Origin of the sequence: Galbibacter sp. PAP.153, from assembly GCF_037029175.1 — a bacterium.
GTDB classification, from domain to species: domain Bacteria; phylum Bacteroidota; class Bacteroidia; order Flavobacteriales; family Flavobacteriaceae; genus Galbibacter; species Galbibacter pacificus.
The window spans coordinates 1-26,163 of the sequence record NZ_JAZEUN010000002.1; the positions used below are offsets into that span (position 1 = coordinate 1).

The following is a 26,163-nucleotide window of genomic DNA, read 5'->3' on the forward strand; positions in this document are numbered from 1 at the left end:
CCCCTTCCACTCGGACGATACTGCTATCGCCCCATTGAAAAAGGCCGTGCTGTCAACAATATATCAATGAACTCTTCTTCTCTGTCCCTGTACCTTGAAAAGTTTTCGTTTTCAAAGCGGGTGCAAAAGTAATGCGTTTTTTGTTACCCGCAAACTTTTCCGGATCTTTTTTTTGAAAAACTTTCCGCTTTCCCTTAAAATCCCCCGGAGCACCAATAACAAATGAACTTCCGCCTGTCCCGGACAGTTAATAACCGTCCCTCAAAGCGGGTGCAAATATAGAAACTATTTCTCATCCTTTCCAAATGTTTTTTCAACTTTAATAAACATTTTTTTATTACACGCTGATTATCAATCATGTTAAATAAAAAAAAATTTCATTATTATATATAATTACATCTTCAGCCTTAAAAAAACAACTGTAAAGTTTAAAATTCATCCAAAACAAAAGTGGACTTTTAGGTGAATTTCAAAGAAAAGGGTAGCTAATTTAAACAAAAATAATTAATCCCACAACTATAAAATTGTAAATCAGTAAGTTAATCTTTTTTGTCTTCGAAGGAGATATTTTTATTTTGGTCCCGCCACTGATTGGAGAGCTCGTCGTAATCGAAATTGAGCGCGGTTTCCTGTCTTTCTAGTTTACCATCGGCAAAGGCCCTTTGCAGGATGTCTTCAATTAAATAATCTTCGTGGACAGATTCGGGATGATACTCCCTTTTTAAATCGATATCAAACATTTTGGCGGTCGTGTTGTACCAAAAGGCCCTCCATCCGCTCCGGAGCTCTTTGACCAGATTGAAAGTTGTTATGCCAGTTTGCCTGTGTATCAACTTTACCAATATCTGCCCTTCGGTCCGGGTGAGCTTTTTTAGTTCGGCCGAAAATTCGTCCTCGATATAACGCTGTATGATTTTTGTGTACTGCCTTCTTTTGGATTTTGACTTAATCCTGTCCAACCTTTCGGTTAGTTCTGTTAGTCTTTCGGCGGCCAGCTTGGCATATGGATATACTTTTATGGTTTTTCGCTTTAGTATGTAATAACGTACTTTGTCTTTATAGGAGGCAAACTTTAAATTTTGAAAAAGATATACAGGATCGAGTTCAATGGTTTTTTTGGGAACTGAATCTCCTTCAAAGAAATAGTATTCCACTTCCGTAGAGTCTGCCGGCGAATTGGAAAGCGTGTCCTTTTGGACAACCTGAGACCAACCAATAGCAAAATGAAAGATACATAGTATTAATAAAAAGCTTTTAAACAAAATTGTGTATTTATAGCATTCAAAAATAGCAAATAACTTGTGCATACATATGGAACGCATTTAAACTTTTTTCAACTAGCCGGATTGACGTTCATGCGGGTTGGCTAAAAATCATCATTTATCCCAAATTTTAGTCTTTTTTGATTTACGGTACTATTCTTTAACGAAAAAATCTTCATTTAGCATAAAAAACATTTTTTAGTTTCATATAAAAAAATTATCCGTGTTCATTAAATCTATATGAATATTAGTATTTTCGTGGACTAAAATATATATGACATATGGCGAAAAAGAATATAATAAACGACAAATCTATTCAATTCCTAGAAAAATATTTAAACAATGCCTCCCCGACCGGGTATGAATGGGAGGGCCAAAAAATATGGATGGATTATCTAAAACCGTATGTAGATACTTTTATAACCGACACCTATGGCACTGCCGTTGGGGTTATTAACCCCGATGCCAAATATAAGGTTGTAATTGAAGGCCATTCTGATGAAATTTCATGGTATGTAAACTATATAACCGATAACGGACTTATATATGTAATTAGGAATGGCGGGAGCGACCACCAGATAGCGCCTTCAAAAGTGGTTAACATCCACACAAAAAAGGGTATTGTAAAAGGTGTGTTTGGCTGGCCCGCAATCCATACACGGAGCAACGATAAGGAAGAAAGCCCTAAGCTGGACAATATTTTTATTGATATTGGGGCAAAAGACAAGGAAGAAGTTGAAAAAATGGGAGTTCATGTAGGATGTGTTATTACCTATCCAGACGAGTTTTTTGTTTTGAACAAAGACAAGTTTGTTTGCCGTGCCATTGACAACCGGGCAGGTGGTTTTATGATTGCCGAAGTTGCCAGGTTATTGCACGAAAACAAGCAAGAACTTCCTTTTGGCTTATATATTACCAATTCCGTTCAGGAAGAAATAGGCTTGCGCGGGGCTGAAATGATAACACAAACCATTAAGCCAAACGTTGCCATTGTTACCGATGTTTGCCACGATACCACGACACCTATGATAGAAAAGAAAAAACAAGGGCATACCGAAATTGGCAAAGGCCCGGTTATTTCTTATGCGCCAGCTGTACAAAACAAGCTACGCGAACTGATAATTGAAACTGCCGAAGAAAAGAAAATACCTTTTCAGCGCATGGCAGCATCGAGGTTTACGGGTACCGACACCGATGCCTTTGCCTACAGCAATGGCGGTGTTGCCTCGGCTTTGATATCGCTTCCGTTGCGTTATATGCACACTACGGTTGAAACCGTGCACAAAGACGATGTTGAAAATGTTATCAAATTAATTTATGAAACATTGTTGAAAATAAAACCAGAAGAAACTTTTAGTTATTTTGACTAAATTTTAAAACAATATACCCTCTTGGACGAACTGGTAGACATATTGGACAGCAAAGGAAACAGTACCGGAAAAGTAATGTTAAAATCGGAAGCCCATAAAAAGGGGCTTTTCCACCCTACTATCCATGCATGGTTGTACACAAAAAAAGGAGAAGTTTTAATTCAACAACGTGTTGCCAGTAAAAAAACATACCCAAACAAATGGGACGTTTCTGTAGCGGGGCATATTGGAGCCGGCGAAGCACCAGCCAAATCGGCCATAAGGGAAATCGAGGAGGAAATAGGTTTAAAAGTAACCGCTAACGACTTGGAGAAGATTGGCGTTTACCGATCGGCGGTGGTGCACAATAAAGATATTATCGATTGCGAATTTCATCATATTTACCTTATTGAACTTACCGTTCCCGAAAGCAAGCTTAAAATTCAGGAAAGCGAGGTAGCCGATATAAAACTTATTAATATCGATGTTTATTTGGGTGCTTTAAAAGAACCCACGCTCCTAAAAGATTATGTGCCGCATCCGCCGGATTATTTAGACTTGGTATTTTCTTTCGTCAGAAAAAAACTTATATAAAAGACAAAGCCCCTGAAAAAATCAGGGGCTTTTGTTTAAATTAGCTGTAAGAATATATTTCAAAATGAAAAATACCATTGCAGAACGTATTGCCGATTTTTTAAAGCGCTTTCCCCCTTTCGATTTGTTAAAGCCGCATCAGTTATTAGATATATCCCGGGAAGTAAAAGTAGTATATGTCCAAAAAGGAGATACCATATTTAATCAAGGAGACGAAGGCCATTCTCAATTTTATGTAGTTCACAAAGGCGCTGTTGCAATCCAGAGAAAAGAAAATGGGCAAACCGATACCCTCGACAAATGCGATGAAGGGGATATTTTTGGCCTACGCCCATTGTTTGCTAAGGAAAATTACATGATAAGCGCCAATGCAGAAGAAGAATCCATACTCTATGCCATTCCCATTGAAATATTCCAGCCACTTATTAAAAGAAATTACAGAGTTGGTCAATTTTTAATTGAAAGCTTTGCTTCTAATACACGAAACCCTTATTCGCGTGAGCATCGTGGAAAACTTTATACCGAAAACGAAATTCAGGAAGACAGCGCCCCGGAACTCTTTGAACTACAACCCGTACAATACGTAAAAAATATTATTTCGTGCACAAAAAATACCGCTGTTTCTACGGTTGCCAAATTAATGTCGGCCAAAAACGTAGGTTCTGTTCTTGTGGTCGAAAACGTAATCCCCCTCGGCATTGTAACCGATAAGGATATTAGAAATACCATTGCCGTTGGTATCTACCCCATTGACATTGCCGTTGAAAAAATTATGTCGGCCCCGGTTATCTGTTATGCAAAAGGGTTGACCATTGCACAGGCACAAGTAGCAATGATGAAACATAAAATAAGTCATCTATGCATAACAAAAGACGGCACCCCAAATACCAAAGTACTCGGTATTGTATCTGAACACGATATTATTGTAAGTCAGGGAAACAATCCCGCGGTATTGATTAAAGCCATAGAAAGGGCCAATAAGTCTAAAGTACTTAAGGCCATACACGAAAGGATCATGCATTTACTAAACGGATACCTTCAACAGAACATACCCATGACGCATGTTTCCAAAATTATGTTCGAACTAAACGATGCCACCATTAAACGTGTTATTGAAAGAAGCCTTGAAAAAATAAAAACCCCACCACCGGTCAAATTTGCATGGATGTCGCTGGGCAGCCAAGGACGAAAAGAACAACTCTTGCATACCGACCAAGACAATGCCATTGTTTTTGAAGATGTTCCCGAAAACAAACTGGAAGCTACAAAAGCATATTTTTTGGAATTGGCCAAATTGGTCAATAAGGGCTTGAACAATATTGGTTTCGATTATTGTCCCGCCGATATGATGGCACGGAACCCGAATTATACATTGTCCCTTCAGGAATGGAAAAAACAGTTTACCGAATGGATGACCAGCCCGGGGAATGATGAAATTTTATTGTGCTCCATTTTCTTTGATTATGATATTTCTTATGGTGACGTTTGGCTTACCAACCAAATATCTGATCATATTTTTAAACTGAGCGAGAACAATCAACTGTTCTTAACGGCATTGGCATCGAGCTCCATAAGAAGTGCATCGCCGTTGGGATTTTTCAGACAATTTTTAGTGGAAACAAATGGAGAGTACAAAGATTTTTTCGATTTAAAAAAAAGAGCCATTATGCCAATTACCGATGCCGGAAGGGTGTTAATCCTTCAGCATAAAATAAAAAACATCAACAATACCGCAGAACGCTTTGAGAAACTGGCAGAGCTGGAACCACAGAACCGCGAACTGTACCTATCTTGTTCTTATACCGCAAAGGCGCTTTTAAAATTTAGAACAAAACAAGGGCTCTTACATAATGATACCGGACGTTTTATAGAACTCGACACCCTTTCTAAAGAAGAAAAGATAAAGCTTAAACGTTGTTTTAAAACCATTAACGATGTCCAGGAGCTTATTAAGTTACGATTTAAAATAACCGCATTTTTATGATTTCCTTTTTTAAGAAGAATAAAAATCACCCCGATTTCTGGAAAGATTACGAACGTAAATTTCAGCATAAACTCCCAGAACTTATACAAGACGTCCGTTTTGTAGTTCTGGACACCGAAACCACGGGTTTTGATTTAAAAAAAGACCGCATCCTTTGCATTGGTGCGGTTAACCTTGAACATAATAATATTGAAATTTCCCGGACATTAGAGCTATATATAGATCAGGAAACTTTTAACCCCGATACGGTGAAAATCCACGGTATTATAAAAAACGAAGATCTAAATACCCTTACGGAAAGGGAAGCGCTTGTAACTTTTTTAAATTATATTGAAAATGCCGTGCTTGTTGCCCACCATGCACAATTCGACATCGCAATGATAAACCATGCCCTAAAACGGTTGGGCCTGCCCAAGTTAAAAAACAAAGTACTCGATACCATGGTACTTTACAGGGCCACGCGGATTAACTCCAACTTAATAGACCAAAACAAGCATTACAGCCTTGACGAAGTTGCCGAAAACCTCAATATTTCCGTAAAGGACAGGCACACTGCCGCTGGCGACGCCATGATTACCGCCATTGCCTTTTTAAAGATTGTAGCCAAGCTGAACAAAAAGGATAAGGGAAAGTTAAAACACCTTCTTCAAGTAAATTAATGTAAAATGGGCATCTCTTCTAAAGAACTGGACAAAATTTTAAACGACCCGGAAAAAGTAGCCAATTTCTGTGACCTTGTTTATGTATATGAAGATCAGCTATCCATTATCCGGAAAAAACAAGGAAAAGGATTTATCTATAAAAAGGGAAACAAAAAACTCACTCATAAAAAAACACTGGAGCGCATAAAAAAATTAGTAATTCCTCCTGCTTGGGAAAACGTAAAAATTGCAACCAATGCCAATGCCCACCTACAGGTTATTGGTGAAGACCAGAAAAAACGAAAACAATATTTATACCACGAATTATGGAATAAAATAAGGAATAGCACCAAATTTTATAAAATGAACGCCTTTGGAAAAGCCTTACCCGTAATTCGGGAAAAAGTAGACAACGATTTAAAGCAAAAAGGACTTCCTAAAAAAAAGGTTCTTGCCCTAATTGTAAGGCTTATGGACGAAACACATATAAGGATTGGTAGCGACCATTATGCCAAGAGCAACAATTCGTACGGGCTGTCTACCATGCGGACCCGGCATTTAAAAACGGTTGACCATAAAATGAAGTTCCATTTTGTGGGGAAAAAAGGAAAAAAGCACCGTATAACCATTAAAAGCAAACGCCTGCAAAGGTTAATCCTTCAATGCAAGGAGATTCCCGGATGGGAACTTTTTCAGTATTATGATGCGGACCAACAGCACCACTCCATAGATTCGGGCATGGTAAATGCCTATATACACGACTTGAGTGGCGACCGCTTTTCTGCCAAGGATTTTAGAACATGGGCAGCCACTACCCTCTTTTTTGAATCTTTATATATGACAGGTATTGAAGAAGATGAAGCCAAGAACAAAACAAACATTCTACAAGCCTACGATGTTGCTGCCAAAGCATTGGGTAATACAAGAAATGTATGCAAAAAGTATTATATACACCCCGAAATAGTGAGAAAATACAAAACCAATGAAATAGCTTCTTATTTTGAAGGTTTGAACAGAAGGAAAGAACAACCTTACTTTTCTAAAGAAGAGGGCGCCGTTTTAACCATTATTAAAGATTACAAAATAGACCTAGACAACCCTTAACCAATTGCCAAAGCTTTTAAATTCGTGTTTTATCTATTTATTCTTTATTGAAAATAGACGGGTTTACGGGTACTGCACTTAAAGAAACTTTTGAAAAAGTAACGGGCTTGGGGTCTTTTGGCGCAACTATATTTCCCAAAGAATCTTTTGCATACCAAATAATGGTTTTTGGTAGCTTCACCCCACCAATAGCCTGCCAATCGCTATACTTTATAATGTTGGCCTGTTCTTTTCCTTTTTCTTTCTGGTCGAAGTAAGTAACGGTATATGCAAGCCATTCCATTTTATGGGTCTTGGCATTGTAATAAAGGTAATAGTTATCTTTTGATGATGCCCCTACCCCATCTTGGTACGCTATTTTAATACCGGGATATGTTTTTCCCTCCACGGTAATAGGTTGCGTTTCGCTGTATACTATTCCGCTATCTGCCAAAACAAAAGGCATGGCAAAGAAATAAAAAAACAGGTTGTGGTAAAAATCTACGTTCCCTTTAAAGGCGGCAGTATCTTTCTCTTTCAACCAAGCGGTTTTTCCATCATATCCCAATGAATATTTAGGAGTTTTAATTAGTGCTTTTCTACTGTTAAGGTCTATGGTATAGGTTTCTTTATCTTTTTTAAAGGAAAGAGTTTTTGCTTTTTTCCACTTATCAAGACCTCCATGTGCCTTTAATACTTCAGTGAAATCTTGTGGATATATATCCATATTTGTTTCTGAAGCCTTTTCTGTATTGCCGTTGCAAGCACAAAGCAATATTGACGTAATTAAAACAAGGTAATGTTTTTGCATGATGGATTAGTTTTCATGCTTAGACGTAGCCCTGATTGTAAAATTACATTTTGTTGGTTGTTGGTTTTTTATTGTTACGCTGTTATGTTTTTGAGAATTGAGGCTTTAGAGTTGCAAAGGTTCAAAGTTCAACAATTAACCATTAACAAATAACCAACCCTCTAATCACTTTCCCCTTTCACTCTTCCCTTTTCCTTAATAACAGTTAACCATTAACTAATAAAGTTTTATGTTTTTAATCCAGTTTGCCATTTATTATCTCTTCTACCACATCGGGGTTGAGCAAGGTACTTGTATCGCCAAGATTGGAGAGATCGTTGGAGGCAATTTTACGCAATATCCTTCGCATTATCTTTCCACTTCTTGTTTTTGGCAATCCGTTTACGAACTGTATTTTATCCAGTTTGGCAATTGGGCCTATGTGTTCGGTTATTTGTTGGTTGATTTCGTTCCTTACGTTGTCGCGGTCGCGGGTTTCGCCTACTTCTTTGAGGGTTACAAAACCGTACAGGGCATTTCCCTTTACATCGTGCGGAAAACCAACAATGGCCGATTCGGCTACGGCAGGGTGCTCGTTAATAGCGCTTTCTATGGGAGCCGTGCCAAGGTTATGGCCCGAAACTATTACCACGTCGTCTACGCGGCCGGTAATCCTGTAATAGCCAACGGCATCGCGAAGGGCCCCATCTCCGGTAAAATACATGTTTTTGTATGCCGAAAAGTAGGTATCCTTATATCGTTCGTGGTTTCCCCATATGGTCCTGGCAATGGACGGCCATGGAAACTTAATGCACAGACGGCCATCTACAAGGTTGCCTTTTACTTCGTTGCCTTCTTCGTCCATTAATGCGGGTTGTATTCCCGGCAAGGGCAATGTAGCATAGGTTGGTATGGTTGGCGTTGCGTATGGTATTGGGGATATCATGATACCGCCCGTTTCGGTCTGCCACCAGGTATCTACAATAGGGCAATTCCCTTTTCCCACATTGTCATTGTACCAGTGCCAGGCTTCTTCGTTTATAGGTTCTCCAACAGAGCCCAATACTTTTAAGGAAGACAGGTTATAGGTTGTTAAAAAGTCAAGGCTCTTTTTTGCTAGGGCCCTTATGGCTGTTGGTGCGGTATAAAACTGATTTACCTTGTGCTTGTCTACAATTTCCCAGAAACGGCCAAAATCGGGATATGAAGGTACGCCTTCGAACATTACGGTTGTGGCCCCATTTGCTAGCGGACCGTAAACAATATAGCTATGTCCGGTTATCCAACCTATATCGGCGGTACACCAATATACATCGTTCTCCCTATATTGGAAAATATTTTTGAAGGTATAGGCCGTATATACCATATACCCCCCGGTAGTATGTACCATTCCTTTGGGCTTCCCGGTAGATCCGGATGTATACAGTATAAACAAGGGGTCTTCGGCATCAACTATTTCGGGTTCACATTGCGGGCTTGCATTATCAAGCAATGGTTGTAACCATTCGTCCCGACCTTCTTTCATATTAATAGCTGCTTTGATACGCTTTGCTACCAAAACCGATGTTATGCTGCTGCACTTTTCCAGTGCCTCGTCTACAATCCCTTTTAGGTCTATGGTCTTGCTCCCTCTAAATGACCCATCGGCCGTAATGACCATTTTACAATCGGCATCGTTTATACGTGTTGCCAAGGCGGTGGATGAAAACCCGGCAAATACTACCGAATGTATGGCCCCTATACGGGCACATGCCAATACCGAAACTGCAAGTTCAGGAATCATTGGTAAGTAGATACAAACGCGGTTGCCTTTTTTTATTCCTTTGGATTTTAACACATTTGCAAACTTACAAACGCGCTCATGCAAGTTGTTGTATGTAATATGTAAAGCTTTTTCGCCGGGGTCGTTGGGTTCCCATATAATAGCGGTTTTATCGCCCCGTGTACGTAAATGCCTGTCTATGCAATTCTCGGTAATATTAAGCTTGGCTCCTTCGAACCATTTTATCTCGGGCTTGGTGAAGTCCCAACTTAATACGTTTTTCCATTTTTTTCGCCATACAAAGTGCTCCTCGGCTACTTCTCCCCAAAAATTTTCGGGTTCGCGAACTGACTTTCTGTAAACTTGAAAATACTCTTCTAAGTGTTTGATGTGGTAATTACTCATAGCAACTAAAGTACTTATTTTTATAAGAACAACCTAATACGAAAACGTTAGATTTACAATGGGCAATGAGGGTTTATCCCCTTTATCCGGTCGTAACTTTTTGGTAATCAACACAAACAATAAGCAACTTGTTTTATTATGCTTTTATAGTAACAAATACGATTTTGTGTTGTTTGTTTGTTTTTTGAAGTTGTTGATATGTAGATTACGGTGTTTTAGCTAAAAAATGACAGTTGGCAGTTTTGGGTTTGCAGTCGGCAGTTCTGGGTTTGCAGTTGGCACAATGTAAGTGGCAGTTGGAAGTTCTGGGTCTTGGGACGGTAGTTAATTGTTGTTAGGGAAAAGTGATTAGGTGCTAGGGATTAGGGAGGTTAATAGAGAACAAAAACCAAAACTTTAGGCTCTCAACGCTCAACCAGAAAACCTTTTCTTCATTAACTTATTGGCTTGTTGAATCATCGCGTTATGCGACTTCTCCTTCTTCTAAGTGACTGAAAGTCTGGTATTTATTGGGTTCAAGATTTCAGGTTTTTTGTTGTTGTTGAGAGTTGAGGGTTTAGAGTTGAGAGGTTCAAGGCTCAAACAATTAACAAATAACTAATCCCTTTTCCCTAACAACAATTAACATTCATCATTTAAAAAATAAGTATCTTACAGCCTTTTAGCCTTCAAACACCTCATTTTCGGATAAAATGGAAATCATGTGTTTTATAAGAGATGGGGAAACAGGAAAAAATATCAAATTAGACTAATCAATTAAAGCCTAATATATGTTTAAGTATTTTATTAAACTGAATATGATTATGGGAATGGCCCTATTTTTTATCTCTTGTGCAAGTTCAATGACTCCAATAGAAGTAAACAATACATTGCCTACTTTGACCAAATCAAAACTTATGTCTCAACAACAGGCAGAAGCCGCTATAAAAACAGGTAATTGCAAATACTTGGTCAAAGGAAGAAGTTATATGGCCCCTATTGGACTTACAACAAAAAACGATTTAAAAAACGGTGCTAAAGGAATAGATGAATGGCTGGAAATAGATGGTGGTAATGCTTATGTTCTTACCAGTTATAAATGGATTACCGTAGATGATGATGGTACTACACAACTCCAATTAGAATTTGATACTTTATTGTGTGAATGAGCTGTTCCTAAAAACCATCTTACCACGTATATGGATTTTGAGCATTTTAAAGAATTATAGCTTATAACTATTAGAGTTTTCAGTTAATCGTTTTTCCCGTATTCCTATTCTAATAGCCGTAATTTCCAAAACTACCAACTTTAATAAAGTCGTTTTTTGTGAAGCATCAATATTATAACAAACCCAAACATACACAAATAAAGATCCAAATATCAATTGCCGGAACTGCCTTATTGGTACTATTAATTTCTTTGGCCATTTCCTGGCTTTTGCATTTCTATATTATTGCATTTTTAGCCCTCCCCATTGTAATCTCCATAATAGCTCCTTTTTTTGATGTTCCTTCACTTAAAAAAAGTGGAAAAATTGTTTACTATTCAAGCTTATTTTTAACGGAACAACCCAAAAATAACATCATGAAGGTTCACGGAGGGAGTTTGTTTGATTATGTGTATGTGCTTAATTTTTCGATGAATGGAAAACAACGTACTTCTTTAATTATACAACAGTATTTGGAAGGTCTTTTAAATTTAATTGAACACTACAACAATGGTACTTTAAAGAACTATACCATAAAGGGGACCAGCTATATTATAAATAAAAGGACTGCTAAAAAAATTGGGTTTGACATTGTTGAAACCAATTTTATAGATAGCCTTGTACTTATCTATAATTTCCCAAATATATTGCTCTCTAATTCCATATCCAAGAACAGGTTCTCAATTCCGAAGTTGCACAATATTAACACCTATCAAACCGATTTAGAGAAACTAAGCGCTAAAAAAGAATATATATCTGCTTTAAACATACGGCTAAAGAGAAACATATAAACGAAAATGTACAGGTGCAGCTCCCCTTTAAGAACTTCAGTAATGAAAAGATAATTATCGGCTAATCTTATTTCTTAAGATATTCCAATACATTTTGTTCTATGCGCGATTGTATATTGGAAACATCGCCTTTAACAAATTTTTCTCCGGTGATGTTCTCATACAATTCAATATACCTATCGGATACGGAATTGATGTAAGCTTCGTCCATTTCTGGAATTTGTTGTCCTTCCTTTCCCTGAAAGCCATTGCTTATAAGCCATTGACGCACAAACTCTTTGGACAATTGCTTCTGCGGTTCTTCTTTTGCCTGACGTTCTTCATATCCTTCAGCATAAAAATAACGGGAAGAATCGGGGGTATGGATTTCGTCTATCAATACTATTTTTCCATCTTTTGTTTTTCCGAATTCGTATTTTGTATCAACCAGAATGAGTCCTTGTTTTGCGGCTATTTCTGTTCCCCTTTGAAATAAGGCTTTTGTATATTTTTCTAGTGTGCTATAATTTTCCTCGCTAACAATCCCCTTCTTTAAAATAGCTTCACGCGAAATGTCTTCGTCGTGGTCTCCTTGGTCGGCCTTGGTTGAAGGTGTAATTATTGGTTGCTGGAACTTATCGTTTTCTTTCATTCCTTCGGGCATTGTAACTCCGCAAAGCGTGCGCTTTCCTGCTTTGTATTCCCTGGCGGCATGCCCGGATAAGTATCCGCGAATAACCATTTCTACTTTAAAAGGTTCGCATAAATCTCCTATGGCTACATTGGGGTCGGGGGTTGCCATTAACCAATTGGGCACAATATCCTTGGTGGCTTCCATCATTTTAGTGGCAATCTGGTTAAGTATTTGTCCTTTATAGGGTATTCCTTTGGGCATAATTACATCGAAAGCAGAGAGCCTATCGGTAGCAATCATTATTAACAGATTGTTGTTTATATTGTATACTTCCCTTACTTTTCCCTTATATACACTCTTTTGGCCCGGAAAGTTAAAATTGCTACTTGTAATGGTGTTGCTCATGAATATATCTATTGTTTCTTATGGCAAATATAGGTGATATTTTAATTTTTATTTGATAGTTTTTGGTTTGTGTTAGTGGGATGTTATGCTGTTATGTTGTTACGTTGCTATGTTGTTGAGAGTTACAAAGTTGCAAAGGTTCAAAATTCATCTAACAACGATTAACTAGTAGAGCTCTAGTCACTTCGACGAAGGAGAAGTCGCATAAACTAATAAGTCAATAAGTTAATGAGGAAAGGTTTTTTCTAGTTGAGGGTTTAGAGTTTAGAGGCCAGAAGTTCAGAGATTCAAAATTCATCTAACAACGAACATCTAATAACAATCAACGAATAAAGTTCCAGTCACTTCGAAGAAGGAGAAGTCGCATAAAGTAATGAGTATAGAGAGTTTTCTAGTTGAGGGTTGAGAGTTCAGGTTTCAGGTTTTAGGTTTTAGGTTTTAGGTTTCAAATATCCCTAACATACAACAATTAACCATTAACAAGTAACTAATCCCTTATCACTATTCACTATTTGAGTTTTTTTCGTTGTTAACTTAATGCTTAATATAACACATGTCCTCTGCATTGTATTCTATACATTAGCTACTACAAGCTTTATTAATTTAAAAACGAGTAGTTATCAAACCATTTTATATAACAAAATGTATTTTTAGTATACTTGTAGTAAGTTATGCATCACTATAAACAAATAAAAATCTCATGAAAGCGATTCTATTAAAGGAATATGGTTTACCTAATTTCCTTGAGATTGGGGAAGTTTCAAAACCGATTCCGAAAGACAAGGAAGTATTGGTGAGAATTCACTCAGCATCCATCAATGATTGGGATTGGGGTCTGGTAAGGGGTAGGCCATTTGTAATTCGCTTGGTTCATGGGTTAAAAAAGCCAAAAATAAATATTCCCGGGGCAGACATCTCGGGAAAAATTGAGGCGATTGGCAGTAAAGTGAACTCTTTTAAAATTGGTGATGAAATATACTGTGACCTGTCGGAGTGTGGATTTGGCGGATTTGCCGAATATGTTTGTGTTCCAGAAAAAACAATTTCCAAAAAACCTTCCAATATAAGTTATAACGATGCAGCTGCCCTGCCACATGCCGGACTATTAGCGCTTCAAGGACTTATGCAAAAGGGAAAGGTAAAGTCTGGACAACATATCCTAATCAATGGCGCTGGTGGTGGTGTTGGTAGCTTGGGAATTCAAATCCTAAAATTACATGGAATAAAGGCTACCGGCGTTGACAGTGGTGAAAAACTTAATTTATTGAAATCGATGGGATTTGATAACGTTATGGACTATAAAAAAATTGACTTCACCAATAGTAGCGAAAAATATGACCTTATCCTTGATACAAAATCAAACAGATCCGTATTTAAATATGCGCGCTCCCTCAAGAGAAACGGTACTTATATAACGGTTGGAGGATTGATGTATAGGTTATTCGAAGTATTATTGTTAGGAAAATTGATATCTCTTTTTACAAGCAAAAAGTTAAGTGTGCTCAACCTTAAAACAAACAAGGGCCTAGATCAAATTTCTAACCTTTTGGAAAATGGGCAGATTAAACCAATAATTGATGGTCCTTATGAATTTGATGAAATCCCTATGTTGATTCAATATTTCGGCGAGGGAAGACACCAAGGAAAAATTGTAGTCGAAATTAAAAAATAACACCCCTTGCTAGTGCGAATATCATGCTCATACCGAGCTAATTGATGGTTGGTCGTTGTTACACTGTTATGTTGCTGTGTTGTTGAAGGTTGAGAGTCCAGAAGTTCAAAGGTTTCAGGTTTCAGGTTTCAAATATCCCTAACATACAACAATTAACCATTAACAAGTAACTAGCCCCTCTTCCCTTATCACTAACAACAATTAACAGCTAACCTATGTCCAATTTTATTTTTGTATACGACAGGTATTTGAAGCTCCTTAAACAAAGTTCATAAAACTTTTTACAAAAACATATACAATAGGTATTACTCCTGTTAAGCGTATTAAAATATCTTCTTCAAGGGTTTTGTTATAGATCTCTATCAAGATGTAGATAAGGTATAAAAATGAAATTAATAAAACTCCCAATGAAAAAAACAATAATACAGGGGCCAATATTTCATACCAAGTTCTACAAGCAGAAAACCGGTACCAATTTTCTAAAACATTACGTAATATAATAGATATAAAAAAGCCACAGCAGATACATATTCCAATCCACTTTGAATATAATATGGACACAAATCTATCCATCATTTTTTTATTGAAAATATAAACCCTTCTATAAAAATACTACAAAAAAAGCTTGTATTTGGAATGTACAAGCTTTTTAATTCTTTATTTTTTTGATAATCTACAACATCATCCCGCCAGAAACTTCTATTCGTTGTCCGTTTATCCATCGGGCTTCTTCAGTACATAAAAAAGCTACTACCCCACCTATGTCCTGAGGCAGTCCTACTCGGCCCAATGCCGTTACCCCGGCTATTTGTTGGTTCATTTCTTTGTTGTCCCGCACACGGCCTCCGCCAAAGTCGGTTTCAATAGCACCTGGTGCCACAATATTGGCAGCAATACCCTTTTCTCCCAGCTCCTTGGCCAAATATCTGGTTAACACTTCTACTCCACCTTTCATTGCGGCATATGCGGAAGAACCAGGAAAAGAGAACCTTGCCAATCCCGAAGAAATGTTAATAATGCGGCCGCCTTTGTTTATATAAGGAACTGCTCTTTGTGTTAAAAAGAAAACGCCTTTTAAGTGAATGTTCAACATATCGTCGAACTGCGCTTCGGTGGTTTCGGTAAAAGGTGCATAAAGTGCCGTTCCCGCATTATTGATTAAAAAATCGAAATTAGGGCTTCCGGTATTCTCTTTTAAATGACCGGTAACCTGATTAATAAATGTCTGGAACGTTCCTGTTTTTGAAGTATCCAATTGGTAGGCAATGGCTTTTTGGCCAATTGACTGAATTTCTGCCACAACGGCTCCTGCTTCTTCTTTATTGCCTCTGTAAGTAAGAATAACGTCTATTCCTTTTTTTGCGAGGTTAATGGCCATATCCCGGCCCAAGCCACGGCTACCACCGGTAACCAAAGCCACTTTGTTGTTTTCTGTTTTCATTTGTACTTTTTTTTAAAATTTTTGATAGTACAAAGTTAGGCTATAAACAAGGAGTGTGGTTTGTAAACATCAAAGGATTGTTTGCAAAATTCAAATAAAAAGACTTACGTACGAAAAGTAACAGGGGCTACGGAAGTTTGTCTTTTAAAGAAGTTGGAAAAATGTGCCACTTCTTCAAAACCAAGGCAGTAAGCAATTTCCGAGATGTTCCAATCGGTTTGCTTTAGTAATATTTTTGCTTCTTGTACAATCCTGCTACTAATAATGTCGGTTGTTGTTTTCCCCATATTGTCTTTAAGTACCTTGTTTAAATGGTTTACATGTATGGCCAAACGCTCGGCATATTCCTTGGCAGTACGCAATGTTAATTTTTGTTCGGGCGACTCTATAGGAAACTGGCGTTCTAACAGTTCTATGAACAGGGAAATTATCCGCGCCGAAGCATTTTGGTTGGTATGCAATTGTGTTGCGGGCTGTAGCTTTTGACCTTGATGAACAAGCTCAAGGACATAGTTGCGGAGCAGATCGTATTTATAAACATAACCGGAAGCAATTTCTTCTTTCATTTTGTTGAAAGTCAATGCTAATTGATCTGCCTGCGCATCTTCAATCTCAAAAACGGGATATCCGCCCGACCTGAATATGGGGAGTTCGTCCAAGACTATCCCCGTTATGTTCTTTGCCAAAAATTCATCGGTAAAAACACAAAAAGAGCCCGATTGGTTTTCATCTAAAGGAACCCAATGGTAAGGGACTTTTGGTGTGGCAAAAAGCAATGCGTTTTTTTTAACGTCTATAACCTTATCGGCATATTCCGCCCTATTCTTGCCACGTATTAAACTTATTTTATAGTATGCCCTGCGGTTGTATGGCATGACATTTTTGCGCTTTACCTGCTTTATGGTCTCGGAAATATCGAATACATTAAAATGACCTATTTCCTTGTTGATCCCAGGTGGCAACAAAGTGTCTATTTCCCGACCGGTAAATGCAGCGGCTTCTTTATAAAATTCTTCAAGGGAAGTACTTTTAACAGCTTTCATAACATTTGCAAAATTCAAAGGTACAACAATATAGTTACACCATTATGTTCTTTTTTAATACCCTTAAAACAGATTGCATTATAGTAACCCCAAACAACTTTGTTTCAATCTATGTATTACTTCGTGTATTTCTTCTTCATTATATGCAGCAAAACCAAACCGGATACCGTTATGTCCTATTTTGGCACTATCGTAACGTTGCCAGTTACCAATCTCCAATTCATGCTTTTCCGACAAAACAACTAGGTCTTCCCATTTATATTTAGCATTTAACATCGCCCAAATGGCCATGCCTCCCTTGGGAATTTCAAAATTAAAATAATCCTTTAATTCTGTTTTCAACAGTGTACAGAATAGGTCCCGACGTTTTTTATATATTTTGAGCGTTTTCTTTAAGTGCCTTTCCATGCCGCCTTCTTTTATAAAATAGGCAAACGCATATTCCAAAAGGGAATCCCCCTGCCTGTCTATAAACCGTCTTAATTTGGCACATTCATCTACAAAAGGTTTGGGGGCAACCAAATACCCTATTCTATAAACCGGTGCCACGGCTTTGCAAACAGAGCCTATGTAAATTACATTTCCGTTTTTATCATGGCTTGCCAATGGCAAAATAGGAGCATGACTATAATTAAAGTCATAATCGTAATCGTCTTCAATAATGGCAAAACCATAAGTTTGAGAAAGATTTAATAGATGTAGCCGCCTTTCTGCCGATAAAGTTACGGTGGTAGGGTGATGGTGGTGCGGGGTAACAAATATAGCTTTTACTGGATGCTTTTCACATAATTCTTCTACGGCTTCGGTTACTATTCCGTTGTGGTCTACCGGAATGCGCAACAATTGTGCACCCCTATTTAAAAAAGTAATGTTTGCTGCAATGTAATTGGTTTCTCCAACTATTATATATTCTTTTTCCTGTAGTAATAACTGTGACAATAGGTATATTCCCATCTGGCTCCCGCGGGTAATCATTATATTGTCTTTAGTACATCGCAGGCCACGTGTTTGGTTTAGGTATTGGGCAAGGGCTTGCCTTAACTCGGGATTTCCGTAAGTGGAATGATATGTAGCATAAGGAATGCTCCTTTTTTTGGCTGCAATACGCCTATAAATTTTAGCAATTTCTGGTAAAGGGGCCAAACGCGCATCGGGTGTGCCATCGTTTATATATAAAAAGTTTTCTTTTTTGTCAAAAACCGGAAAATCAATTCCCGGTTCCTTGTTAAAAGAAAACCCAATGCGCTCCTTATGGACTCCTTTGCTTAAACTTCCCAAAGCCTTTTGTTTTAATATGGGCAAGTCCCGGTGTACAAAAGTTCCCTTTTTTGGAATTGTTTCAACCCAACCCTGTAAAATCAATTCATCATAAGCGGCCACAATAGTCCTTCTGTGTACTTGTAATGTTTCTGCAAGCAATCGGCTGCTTGGAAGTTTTGTTTTTGGGGCAATCATACCTTTTTTTATCAACTCAATAAATTGATTTGCAACTTGAAGGTACAATGCTTGTTTGGTATCCTTATCGAGCTTGATTATAGTTTTGTACGGAATCATCTGGACTATCAATTAAATAAAAAGTGGACGAAATAAATGCTCCACAAATCTACTACATTTGACATTAAAAAAGAATACATGAGCTTAAGAACAAAACGCCCGGCATTACTACTTATAGATTTTCAAAAAGCATTTAACGATGAAGCATATTGGGGCGGAAACAGGAATAATAAAGATGCTGAAAAGAATGCCGAAAAGATTTTATTAAAATGGCGGGAGCTCGAGCTTCCCATTTACCATATAAAGCATAGTTCGCAGGAACCAACATCTAAATTACATGTTTCCAGCCCAGGTTTTGAATTTAAAAAGGAAGTTATCCCGTTGCCCGATGAAACACTTATAACCAAAAATGTAAACAGTGCCTTTATTGGCACCAATTTAAAACAGATGCTTGACGATATGTGTACAGATACGCTTGTAATTATGGGTTTGACCACCAACCATTGTGTCTCTACAACTACACGTATGGCAGGAAATTATGGCTATAAAACTATTTTAATTAACGATGCAACAGCGGCTTTTGACAGGGTTGGTGTTAATGGTGAAAAGTACGACGCTGCGTTGATACATTTAACCACATTGGCAAACCTAAAAGATGAGTTTGCCGATATTATCTCAACAAAAAAACTTTTAGAAATTATATAAGCAAAAAACATGGCTACCTATCCAAAAACATCTCTAAACAAAGTGCAAAGAGGCGCCAAAAGGGCTTCTTATGATATTGAAACGGTAAACCAAATACTCGACGCCGATTTTATGGGGTATGTGGGTTATGCATACAAAGGGCGTGCAATCTCCTTGCCAATGGCATATGGAAGGGAAAACAATAAAATATACCTGCACGGTTCTTTAAAAAACCGAATGTTACTTACCCTACTCGAAGCCGAAGATATAAGCATGACTGTAATGCATTTGAACGGATTGGTGTTGGCACGGTCTGGATTGCACCATTCTGTAAATTACAGGTCGGCCACCTTATTTGGAAAATTGAAAAAGGTTACAGATTCTCTTGAAAAAGAAAAAGGACTAAAATGTGTAATTGACCAAATGATTCCGGGAAGATGGGAAAATTTACGCCCTATACTTGAAAAAGAACTGAACGGAACCTTGGTAGCCGAAATGGTGATTGAAACGGCTTCGGCAAAAATAAGGGACGTTGGCGTTCATGATGAAAAAAGTGATATGGAACTTCCTATCTGGGCAGGGATTGTCCCTATAAAACAATTGGCAGAAACACCCCAAAGCGATCCCTATTTACCTGAAGGTGTAGCTATTCCAGAACATATAGATAATTATGTAAACAAGAATTCAAAGTAATTGGAGGTACAAAAAACTAAAAAATCTTTTCGTATGCCTTTTCATATATTTCCTCATAAAGAGGTACAATATTGTTTATATCGAATTTGCGGGCCTGATCGTGGGCCTGTTTTTTATAAGTGTTCAAAATAACATCGTCCTTTAATATCTTAAGCGCATTGCTTGTCATGGTAGCAACGTCTCCCACATTGCTTAAAAAGCCACTGTACCCATCTTTATTTACTTCCGGAATACCGCCAGTATTGCTGGAAATTACGGGAACTTCATTCACCATTGCTTCAAGTGCCGCCAGACCAAAGCTTTCGGTTTCAGAAGGCAACAAGAAAAGATCGGAAAAGCAAAGTATTTTATCCACCTCATTACTGTTCCCTAAAAAGATAACTTTTTCACCAATGCCCAATTGGTCGCACAGGGCCTCGGCGCCTTCCCGTTCGGGCCCCTCGCCTACCATAATAAGTTTTGCGGGCATTTCTTTTTGAATACCGTAAAATATATTGATTACGTCGGGGATGCGCTTTACCTTCCTGAAATTACTAATATGTGTTATAATCCTCTCGTTATCGGAGGCCATCATGGCACGCTGGCAATCGGTAAAAGAGCGGCTATATTTTGAGAGATCTATAAAGTTGGGAATTACATGAATCTTTCTCTTAATATCAAAAAGGCGTTTGGTATCGTCCTTTAAACTTTGGGAAACCGAAGTCACCACATCCGATTTATTTATACTGAAGGTAACCGCAGGTTTGTAAAAAGGATGGTTTCCAACCAAGGTAATATCGGTACCGTGCAAAGTGGTTACAATAGGAATGTCAATACCTTGCGTTTGAAGCATTTTCTTTGCCATATAAGCTGCATAGGCATGTGGAATGGCATAATGTACGTGCAGCACTTCAATTTTATATAGCTTAATCATATCTACCAACTTACTGGACAATGCCAGCTCATAGGGTTGGTAATGAAAAAGCGGGTACTCTGGCACGTTTACCTCATGAAAGTGAATCTTTCCGCTTAATAAAGCCAGCCGTACGGGTTGCTTATATGTTATAAAATGGATTTCGTGACCCCTGTTTGCCAAAGCCATTCCTAATTCTGTTGCAACTACGCCACTACCTCCAAAGGTTGGGTAACATACAATCCCTATACGCATATCTTTTAACTATTAATTTCCTGAACCTTAAAATATGAGAAAGGAACAGATAGGTTATTTTAAAGTTATTTAAAACCTAAGTCGGTTGTCTTTACCTGAATTTACAAAGTATGACAAAAAAATTTATCTTTCTATGGATTCGTATATAATTTCCTGGATTACGGTACGTGTCCCTTCGGTTATAAGTTTTCTGTTCATCATTGTTGGATATGTCCTGTTGGATAAAAATATGTACACAAGGTTATCCACGGGATCTACCCAAGCATAGGTTCCGGTAAAGCCGCTATGGCCAAAGCTTGTCATGGACACACAACCGCATGTGGGGCCAACTGTTCCCAATTGGGGCTTATCAAAACCAACGCCCCTCCGGTTATCTTCTTCGCAATAATAACACGTATTGAATTTATCCAAAGTGGCCGCGCTAAAATACCTGCGTCCGCCATAATATCCTTTTTGAAGGTACATTTGCATCATTTTGGCCAAATCGTTTGATGTGCTAAATAACCCTGCATGTCCACCAACGCCTCCCAACATGGCTGCACCCATATCGTGCACATAACCTTGTATGGTTTGGTAACGGAAATAGTCGTCTACCTCGGTAGGCACAATTTCGCCTTTTTTAAATTTGTCCAATGGCTTAAAGGTGGTATAGTTCATCCCCAAAGATTTATAAAAGCGTTCTTGGGCTATCTCATCTAAAGGTTCTTTGTAATAATCTTCTAAATATTTTTGTAGCAATAAAAAAGGGAGATCGCTATACTTGTATTCCAATTTAGGCAAAAGCTCACTTTCCTTTATTCGCTCAAAGATGGTATCCTTATAATCATTTCTAATATACATATGGTCTGCCACCTGCGTTGAAAACTTTTTATTGGGTTCTTCATGATAATATTTATCCAACGGTTTTTTGGTGCCTTCATCAAGGGTTTGCAAATAAAACGGGATCCAAGGTGTTAGCCGTGCGTAATGAGATAAAACGGCCAAGAGTTTAAGGTCGCTTTTATTGCTCCCTCTAAGCTCGGGGATCATTTCGCCCAAAGTTGTATTAAAGGTAAGCTCGCCATTTTCTACCAATTGCATGATATTGGGCAAGGTAGCTGTAATTTTGGTAAGCGATGCCAAGTCATAAATACTATTGCCCTGTACTTTCTCTGCATCCCTTCCATAATCAAACCTTCCAAAGTTTTTGCTATAAACAACCTTGCCGTTTCTGGCAATAAGGATTTGCCCACCGGGCGTTACCCCAGAGCTAATTGCCGTATTCATTACCGAATCTACTTTTTTAAGTACTTTGGAATTCATCCCTACGCGTTCTGGGACACTATACCCCAAACGGGAAAGCGAGTTGGTTAAAAAACCCCTGTTTTCGGGTAATTTTTGATGTGCCATTACCGGAAGACTCCCTTTTGAAGACAGGGCACCAAAAAGAATTTCGGCTGATTTCTCTTGTGCAATGGCATCGTTTTGAAAACTTATTACAATCGATTCAATATTATCTATACTTTGAAGGTCCAGCAGTGCATATGGTTTTACAAAGGCATCCAGAATTACTTTCTTCAATCTGGCAATTTCATAAATCCAAACCTTCTCCTCATTGGTAAAATCGGCTGCTTTCCATGGGGTTTCCGTAGAACGGTGATGCCCAATAATTACCAAGTTGTATGGTTGCAAGCGCTCGACCATATCGCTCAAGGTTGAAGCCTGTATATAATCTACCTCCGTATATTTTTGTAGTGTTGTTAAAAAAGATTGATGTTCCCCGTCGCCAAAGCCCACATATGCTATTTTCTTTTTATCCAGATCGCGGACAGGTATTTGTTGTTCGTCGTTTTTAGCAACCGTAATGGCGTTCTCCATCACTTCTTCGTACAAAATGGTATCTTCTACCCTATTAAGATCTTCGTATAGATTTTCCATCTTTACGGGGTGGTAATCATTTAAACCAACTTTATATTTGGCTTTTAGGACTTTTTTTACTGAATAGGCCAAGCGTTCTTCGGTAATAACGCCCTCATCATAAGCTTCTTTTAATTTTTTTATTCCCTCGGGGGTATCCCCGGAAATTAAAAGCATATCATTTCCGGCAAGAAAAGCAGAAAGGTCTACATTGCCCGAATCGGCATAATTGGCAACTCCTTTCATTTCTAAAGCATCGGTAAATATAAGGCCGTTAAAATGAAGCTTTTCTTTTAGCAAGCCCGTAACAATTCCTTCAGAAAGAGAAGACGGAAAACCATCCCGCGATTCTAAACTCGGTACATTGAGATGGGCCACCATAACACTTGCAAGTCCTTGCGGGATTAACTGCTTGTACGGATATAACTCTACGCTGTCTATACGTTCTTCTGAAAAATTAATAGTGGGCAAGGTTTTATGGGAATCCTGTTCCGTATCTCCATGACCCGGAAAATGTTTTGCATTGGCAAGCACGCCAGCCGATTGCATCCCTTGCATAAATGCCAAGGCTTTTTGTGCAACTTTATCTCTGTTCTCTCCAAATGAACGGTTGCCTATAATGGGGTTTTTGGGATTGGTATTGATATCTACATCTGGCGCAAAATTAATTTGCATCCCTAAACGTTTACAGTGTTGGCCAATGTGTTTTCCAACACGCCTAATAAGGTCTGTATCTTTAACAGCGCCCAGTGCCATGTTGTAAGGAAAAGCAAATGTAGAGTCCAAGCGCATGGAAAGTCCCCATTCGGCATCCATGGCCATCATCATCTTTACTTTTGAAAGGTCCTGTAGCTCATTATTGATCTTTGCCTGACGGTAAGGCCCCCCAGTAGAAAATATAACCCCACCCACTTGATAGTTGGACACAAGGTTTTTTACTTTTTGTATATGTTCCTGCCCTTTGTCCGTAAAGGCACGGATCATGAACAACTGACCTATTTTTTCCTGAAGTGTTAATGCATTATAAACACTGTCTACCCATGCTTTTTGCTGTTGATAATCACTGGTAATTAAAGGGTCTACTCCTTGAGCAGACAGATTTAAAAATCCACATAGGAATACAACAACAAAAACATTTTTCTTTAATACCATTGAATAATTTTTATTAAATAGAATGTTTTTCTCATAAAAAATCGACATCATTTTACTATAAAAAACGATGTTTAAAATACTAGTTAGCAGGTAAAAAGTTAAAGTTTAATTCATGAACCTGGCATGCCAGCTGTCCCTTGCGGGGACTTCCCAATAATTTTGGTATTCCTCTTTATTGGTCACCAAGTTGTTAAAAACAATTGTGTTTTGGGAGACTGCCTTTTGTTTTGCCATTTTTTTAAAATCAGCCAAGGTCTTGTAGGCAATAAAGTCGCCTTGTCTGTAGGAAACGTTCATTTTATCCAGAAGGTCGACATGGTACTCTTTTTCAAGTTCTTGGATAAAACGTACCGAAGCATCAATGGAACAACCGCTTGCAGCATTAAATTCTTGATCCAATGCTATGATAATAAACCTTTTATAGCGTATTTCAAAGGAAGCTTGCAGGTGGGCTCCATGAGCGGTCCATTGTTCTATAAAGTTTGTTATTTTTTGGTTTAGTTCCTTAATCTCATCTTCTGTAAAACTTCTGTTGGCCTGGTATATCCATACGCGTGCCGTTTCTGATATTTCATTAAAAGCTACTATCATTTTCTTTTACCTTTAAAAGAGTCCGTTTTTCAGTTAAAATATTTTTTTATAAATCGCCTGCATTTGCAATAAGTTCTGCAACATCCATAACGGCTATTTGTACTTCCTTTTCTTTGTTTTTAATTCCGTCGGTTAACATGGTATTACAAAAAGGGCATCCAGCTGCAATAATTTCAGGTTTGGTTTCCAGGGCCTGTTCGGTGCGTTCTATATTAATGTCCTTATTTCCTTTTTCGGGTTCCTTAAACATTTGTGCCCCGCCTGCACCACAGCACAAACCTCTTTTTTTACAGCTTTTCATTTCAACCAGTTCTGCATCCAGTTTTTGAATAAGGTCCCGCGGTGCTTCATACACGTTATTGGCTCTTCCTAAATAGCAAGGGTCGTGAAACGTTATCCGCTTTCCTTTAAATTTACCACCTTCAACCGTAAGCTTTCCTTCAGACAATAAAGAACGTAAAAATTGTGTATGGTGTACCACATCGTAATTTCCGCCCAATGAAGGATATTCATTCTTTAGGGTATTAAAACAATGTGGGCATGCCGTTACAATTTTTTTTACTTCGTAACCGTTCAATACTTCTATATTGGTCATTGCCTGCATTTGAAAAAGCATTTCGTTTCCGGCCCGCTTGGCAGGGTCTCCCGTACAACTTTCTTCAGTACCCAATACAGCAAAGCTAACGTTGGCCTTGTTTAAAAGTTTTACAAAAGCCTTTGTTATTTTTTTGGCCCTATCGTCAAAACTTCCGGAGCAACCCACCCAAAAAAGTACTTCGGGGGATTTTCCCTCAGCCATCATTTCTGCCATTGTGGGCACTTTTATTGTATCGCTCATACTGAATTGTTTTTAGCTATTATAGTTGCATCAAGTTATTCTTGAGATATTTGGCTTAACATTGGCCTTTTCAAAAAAAGGAGCGTTCAAGACTATTTGCTCTGCAACTACAATATGTAATACACATTATACAAAGCAGCATTGCAATATTTACAATACTGCTTTGGTAAAGGTTGAATATCTTTAATCGTGTTTTCCATCGTCAAAAACCTGAATGGTAACCTCCTTGTCGATAAGGTCGGTAAATTTACCATTGTAACGGGTTGCTTTCACCAAGTGGTTATCGATCCAATGGTAATTTCCGCCCCTTGGTTTCCCCATTACCATCCCGTGGTACTTAAACCCGTGACGGTTTAACCATTCTTCGGTGGTTTTTCTATGTTCTTCGGTACGGGAAGTAAAGAAATATATAATATGCCCTTCCTCATACCACTTGTTTAATGTTTTTAAAGCATCCGGATATACCTGTGCGGTAGCCATTCTCTCTGGCTCTTCATTGGGGATATCGTCGCAAATAGTACCATCTATATCGATTAAATAGTTTTTTATCCCCTTTGGCAAGACCGGACTTATATGTTCTCCGTCTTCTAACTTTTCATGTAGCAATTTTTCAACTTCTTCTTTGTTCATTTTAAAGCTTTATTTA

Annotated in this window: 22 protein-coding genes; 10 read left to right on the forward strand and 12 right to left on the reverse strand. The window is 38.2% G+C overall.

Features of this window, described 5'->3' with window-relative positions; translation table 11 throughout:
- Positions 1–539: 539 nt before the first annotated feature.
- Positions 540–1,307, reverse strand: coding sequence for a DUF4294 domain-containing protein (locus tag UXI14_RS00850; RefSeq protein ID WP_335964377.1), 768 nt, complete (start codon positions 1,305–1,307; stop codon positions 540–542).
- A 236-nt stretch (positions 1,308–1,543) separates the two neighbouring features.
- Between UXI14_RS00850 and UXI14_RS00855 the strand changes: the two genes are divergently transcribed.
- The 5 genes from UXI14_RS00855 (at position 1,544) to UXI14_RS00875 (ending at position 6,934) form a co-directional block, all read left to right on the forward strand.
- Positions 1,544–2,632, forward strand: coding sequence for a M42 family metallopeptidase (locus UXI14_RS00855; RefSeq protein ID WP_277898855.1), 1,089 nt, complete (start codon positions 1,544–1,546; stop codon positions 2,630–2,632).
- A gap of 21 nt (positions 2,633–2,653) precedes the next feature.
- A complete protein-coding gene (locus UXI14_RS00860) occupies positions 2,654–3,205 on the forward strand; it encodes an NUDIX domain-containing protein (protein WP_335964378.1) in 552 nt (183 codons plus the stop codon).
- Positions 3,206–3,269: 64 nt separating this feature from the next.
- Positions 3,270–5,189, forward strand: a complete 1,920-nt coding sequence (locus tag UXI14_RS00865) for a DUF294 nucleotidyltransferase-like domain-containing protein (protein ID WP_335964379.1) — start codon at positions 3,270–3,272, stop codon at positions 5,187–5,189.
- Positions 5,186–5,848, forward strand: coding sequence for a 3'-5' exonuclease (locus UXI14_RS00870; protein WP_277898852.1), 663 nt, complete (start codon positions 5,186–5,188; stop codon positions 5,846–5,848). The genes UXI14_RS00865 and UXI14_RS00870 overlap by 4 nt, the downstream gene beginning before the upstream one ends.
- 6 nt (positions 5,849–5,854) lie before the next feature.
- The gene (locus UXI14_RS00875; RefSeq protein ID WP_335964380.1) at positions 5,855–6,934 is read left to right on the forward strand and encodes a DNA topoisomerase IB; all 1,080 of its coding nucleotides are present in this window, start codon (positions 5,855–5,857) and stop codon (positions 6,932–6,934) included.
- 37 nt (positions 6,935–6,971) lie between these two features.
- On the opposite strand, the gene UXI14_RS00880 is transcribed toward UXI14_RS00875, so the two are convergent.
- On the reverse strand, positions 6,972–7,724 hold the full coding sequence (locus tag UXI14_RS00880) for a DUF6503 family protein (protein WP_335964381.1): 753 nt from the start codon (positions 7,722–7,724) through the stop codon (positions 6,972–6,974).
- A 235-nt stretch (positions 7,725–7,959) separates the two neighbouring features.
- Positions 7,960–9,870, reverse strand: a complete 1,911-nt coding sequence (gene acs / locus UXI14_RS00885; protein WP_335964382.1) for an acetate--CoA ligase — start codon at positions 9,868–9,870, stop codon at positions 7,960–7,962.
- Between the two features lie 896 nt (positions 9,871–10,766).
- Here acs and UXI14_RS00890 point away from each other — a divergent pair.
- Both UXI14_RS00890 and UXI14_RS00895 read left to right on the forward strand, forming a co-directional pair.
- A complete protein-coding gene (locus UXI14_RS00890) occupies positions 10,767–11,018 on the forward strand; it encodes a hypothetical protein (protein WP_335964383.1) in 252 nt (83 codons plus the stop codon).
- Positions 11,019–11,176: 158 nt separating this feature from the next.
- Entirely contained in the window at positions 11,177–11,848 is a 672-nt protein-coding gene (locus UXI14_RS00895) for a hypothetical protein (protein WP_277898847.1), read from the forward strand.
- Between the two features lie 67 nt (positions 11,849–11,915).
- On the opposite strand, the gene UXI14_RS00900 is transcribed toward UXI14_RS00895, so the two are convergent.
- A complete protein-coding gene (locus UXI14_RS00900; protein ID WP_277898846.1) occupies positions 11,916–12,866 on the reverse strand; it encodes a phosphoribosylaminoimidazolesuccinocarboxamide synthase in 951 nt (316 codons plus the stop codon).
- 700 nt (positions 12,867–13,566) lie between these two features.
- On the opposite strand from UXI14_RS00900, the gene UXI14_RS00905 reads away from it, so the two are divergent.
- Entirely contained in the window at positions 13,567–14,538 is a 972-nt protein-coding gene (locus UXI14_RS00905) for an NAD(P)-dependent alcohol dehydrogenase (protein WP_335964384.1), read from the forward strand.
- A gap of 673 nt (positions 14,539–15,211) precedes the next feature.
- On the opposite strand, the gene UXI14_RS00910 is transcribed toward UXI14_RS00905, so the two are convergent.
- The 3 genes from UXI14_RS00910 to UXI14_RS00920 all read right to left on the reverse strand — a co-directional run bounded on the left by UXI14_RS00910 (position 15,212) and on the right by UXI14_RS00920 (position 18,576).
- On the reverse strand, positions 15,212–15,979 hold the full coding sequence (locus tag UXI14_RS00910; protein WP_335964385.1) for an SDR family oxidoreductase: 768 nt from the start codon (positions 15,977–15,979) through the stop codon (positions 15,212–15,214).
- 104 nt (positions 15,980–16,083) lie between these two features.
- Complete coding sequence (locus UXI14_RS00915) at positions 16,084–17,022, reverse strand: AraC family transcriptional regulator (protein ID WP_277898843.1); 939 nt, start codon at positions 17,020–17,022, stop codon at positions 16,084–16,086.
- 78 nt (positions 17,023–17,100) lie between these two features.
- Positions 17,101–18,576, reverse strand: coding sequence for a PLP-dependent aminotransferase family protein (locus UXI14_RS00920; RefSeq protein ID WP_335964386.1), 1,476 nt, complete (start codon positions 18,574–18,576; stop codon positions 17,101–17,103).
- A 78-nt stretch (positions 18,577–18,654) separates the two neighbouring features.
- Here UXI14_RS00920 and UXI14_RS00925 point away from each other — a divergent pair, with 78 nt between their 5' ends.
- Both UXI14_RS00925 and UXI14_RS00930 read left to right on the forward strand, forming a co-directional pair.
- A complete protein-coding gene (locus UXI14_RS00925; protein WP_335964387.1) occupies positions 18,655–19,221 on the forward strand; it encodes a cysteine hydrolase family protein in 567 nt (188 codons plus the stop codon).
- Between the two features lie 9 nt (positions 19,222–19,230).
- Positions 19,231–19,893 (forward strand): pyridoxamine 5'-phosphate oxidase family protein, encoded by a 663-nt coding sequence (locus UXI14_RS00930; protein WP_277898840.1) that lies wholly within the window; start codon positions 19,231–19,233, stop codon positions 19,891–19,893.
- Positions 19,894–19,909: 16 nt separating this feature from the next.
- Here UXI14_RS00930 and bshA read toward each other — a convergent pair whose 3' ends face one another.
- The 5 genes from bshA to UXI14_RS00955 form a co-directional block, all read right to left on the reverse strand.
- Complete coding sequence (gene bshA, locus UXI14_RS00935) at positions 19,910–21,040, reverse strand: N-acetyl-alpha-D-glucosaminyl L-malate synthase BshA (RefSeq protein WP_335964388.1); 1,131 nt, start codon at positions 21,038–21,040, stop codon at positions 19,910–19,912.
- 123 nt (positions 21,041–21,163) lie between these two features.
- A complete protein-coding gene (locus tag UXI14_RS00940) occupies positions 21,164–24,088 on the reverse strand; it encodes a glycoside hydrolase family 3 N-terminal domain-containing protein (protein WP_335964389.1) in 2,925 nt (974 codons plus the stop codon).
- Positions 24,089–24,193: 105 nt separating this feature from the next.
- A complete protein-coding gene (locus UXI14_RS00945) occupies positions 24,194–24,679 on the reverse strand; it encodes an ABC transporter ATPase (RefSeq protein ID WP_335964390.1) in 486 nt (161 codons plus the stop codon).
- A gap of 46 nt (positions 24,680–24,725) precedes the next feature.
- Complete coding sequence (locus tag UXI14_RS00950) at positions 24,726–25,517, reverse strand: (Fe-S)-binding protein (protein WP_335964391.1); 792 nt, start codon at positions 25,515–25,517, stop codon at positions 24,726–24,728.
- Between the two features lie 183 nt (positions 25,518–25,700).
- Positions 25,701–26,147, reverse strand: coding sequence for a phosphoheptose isomerase (locus tag UXI14_RS00955; RefSeq protein WP_277898835.1), 447 nt, complete (start codon positions 26,145–26,147; stop codon positions 25,701–25,703).
- Between the last annotated feature and the right edge of the window lie 16 nt (positions 26,148–26,163).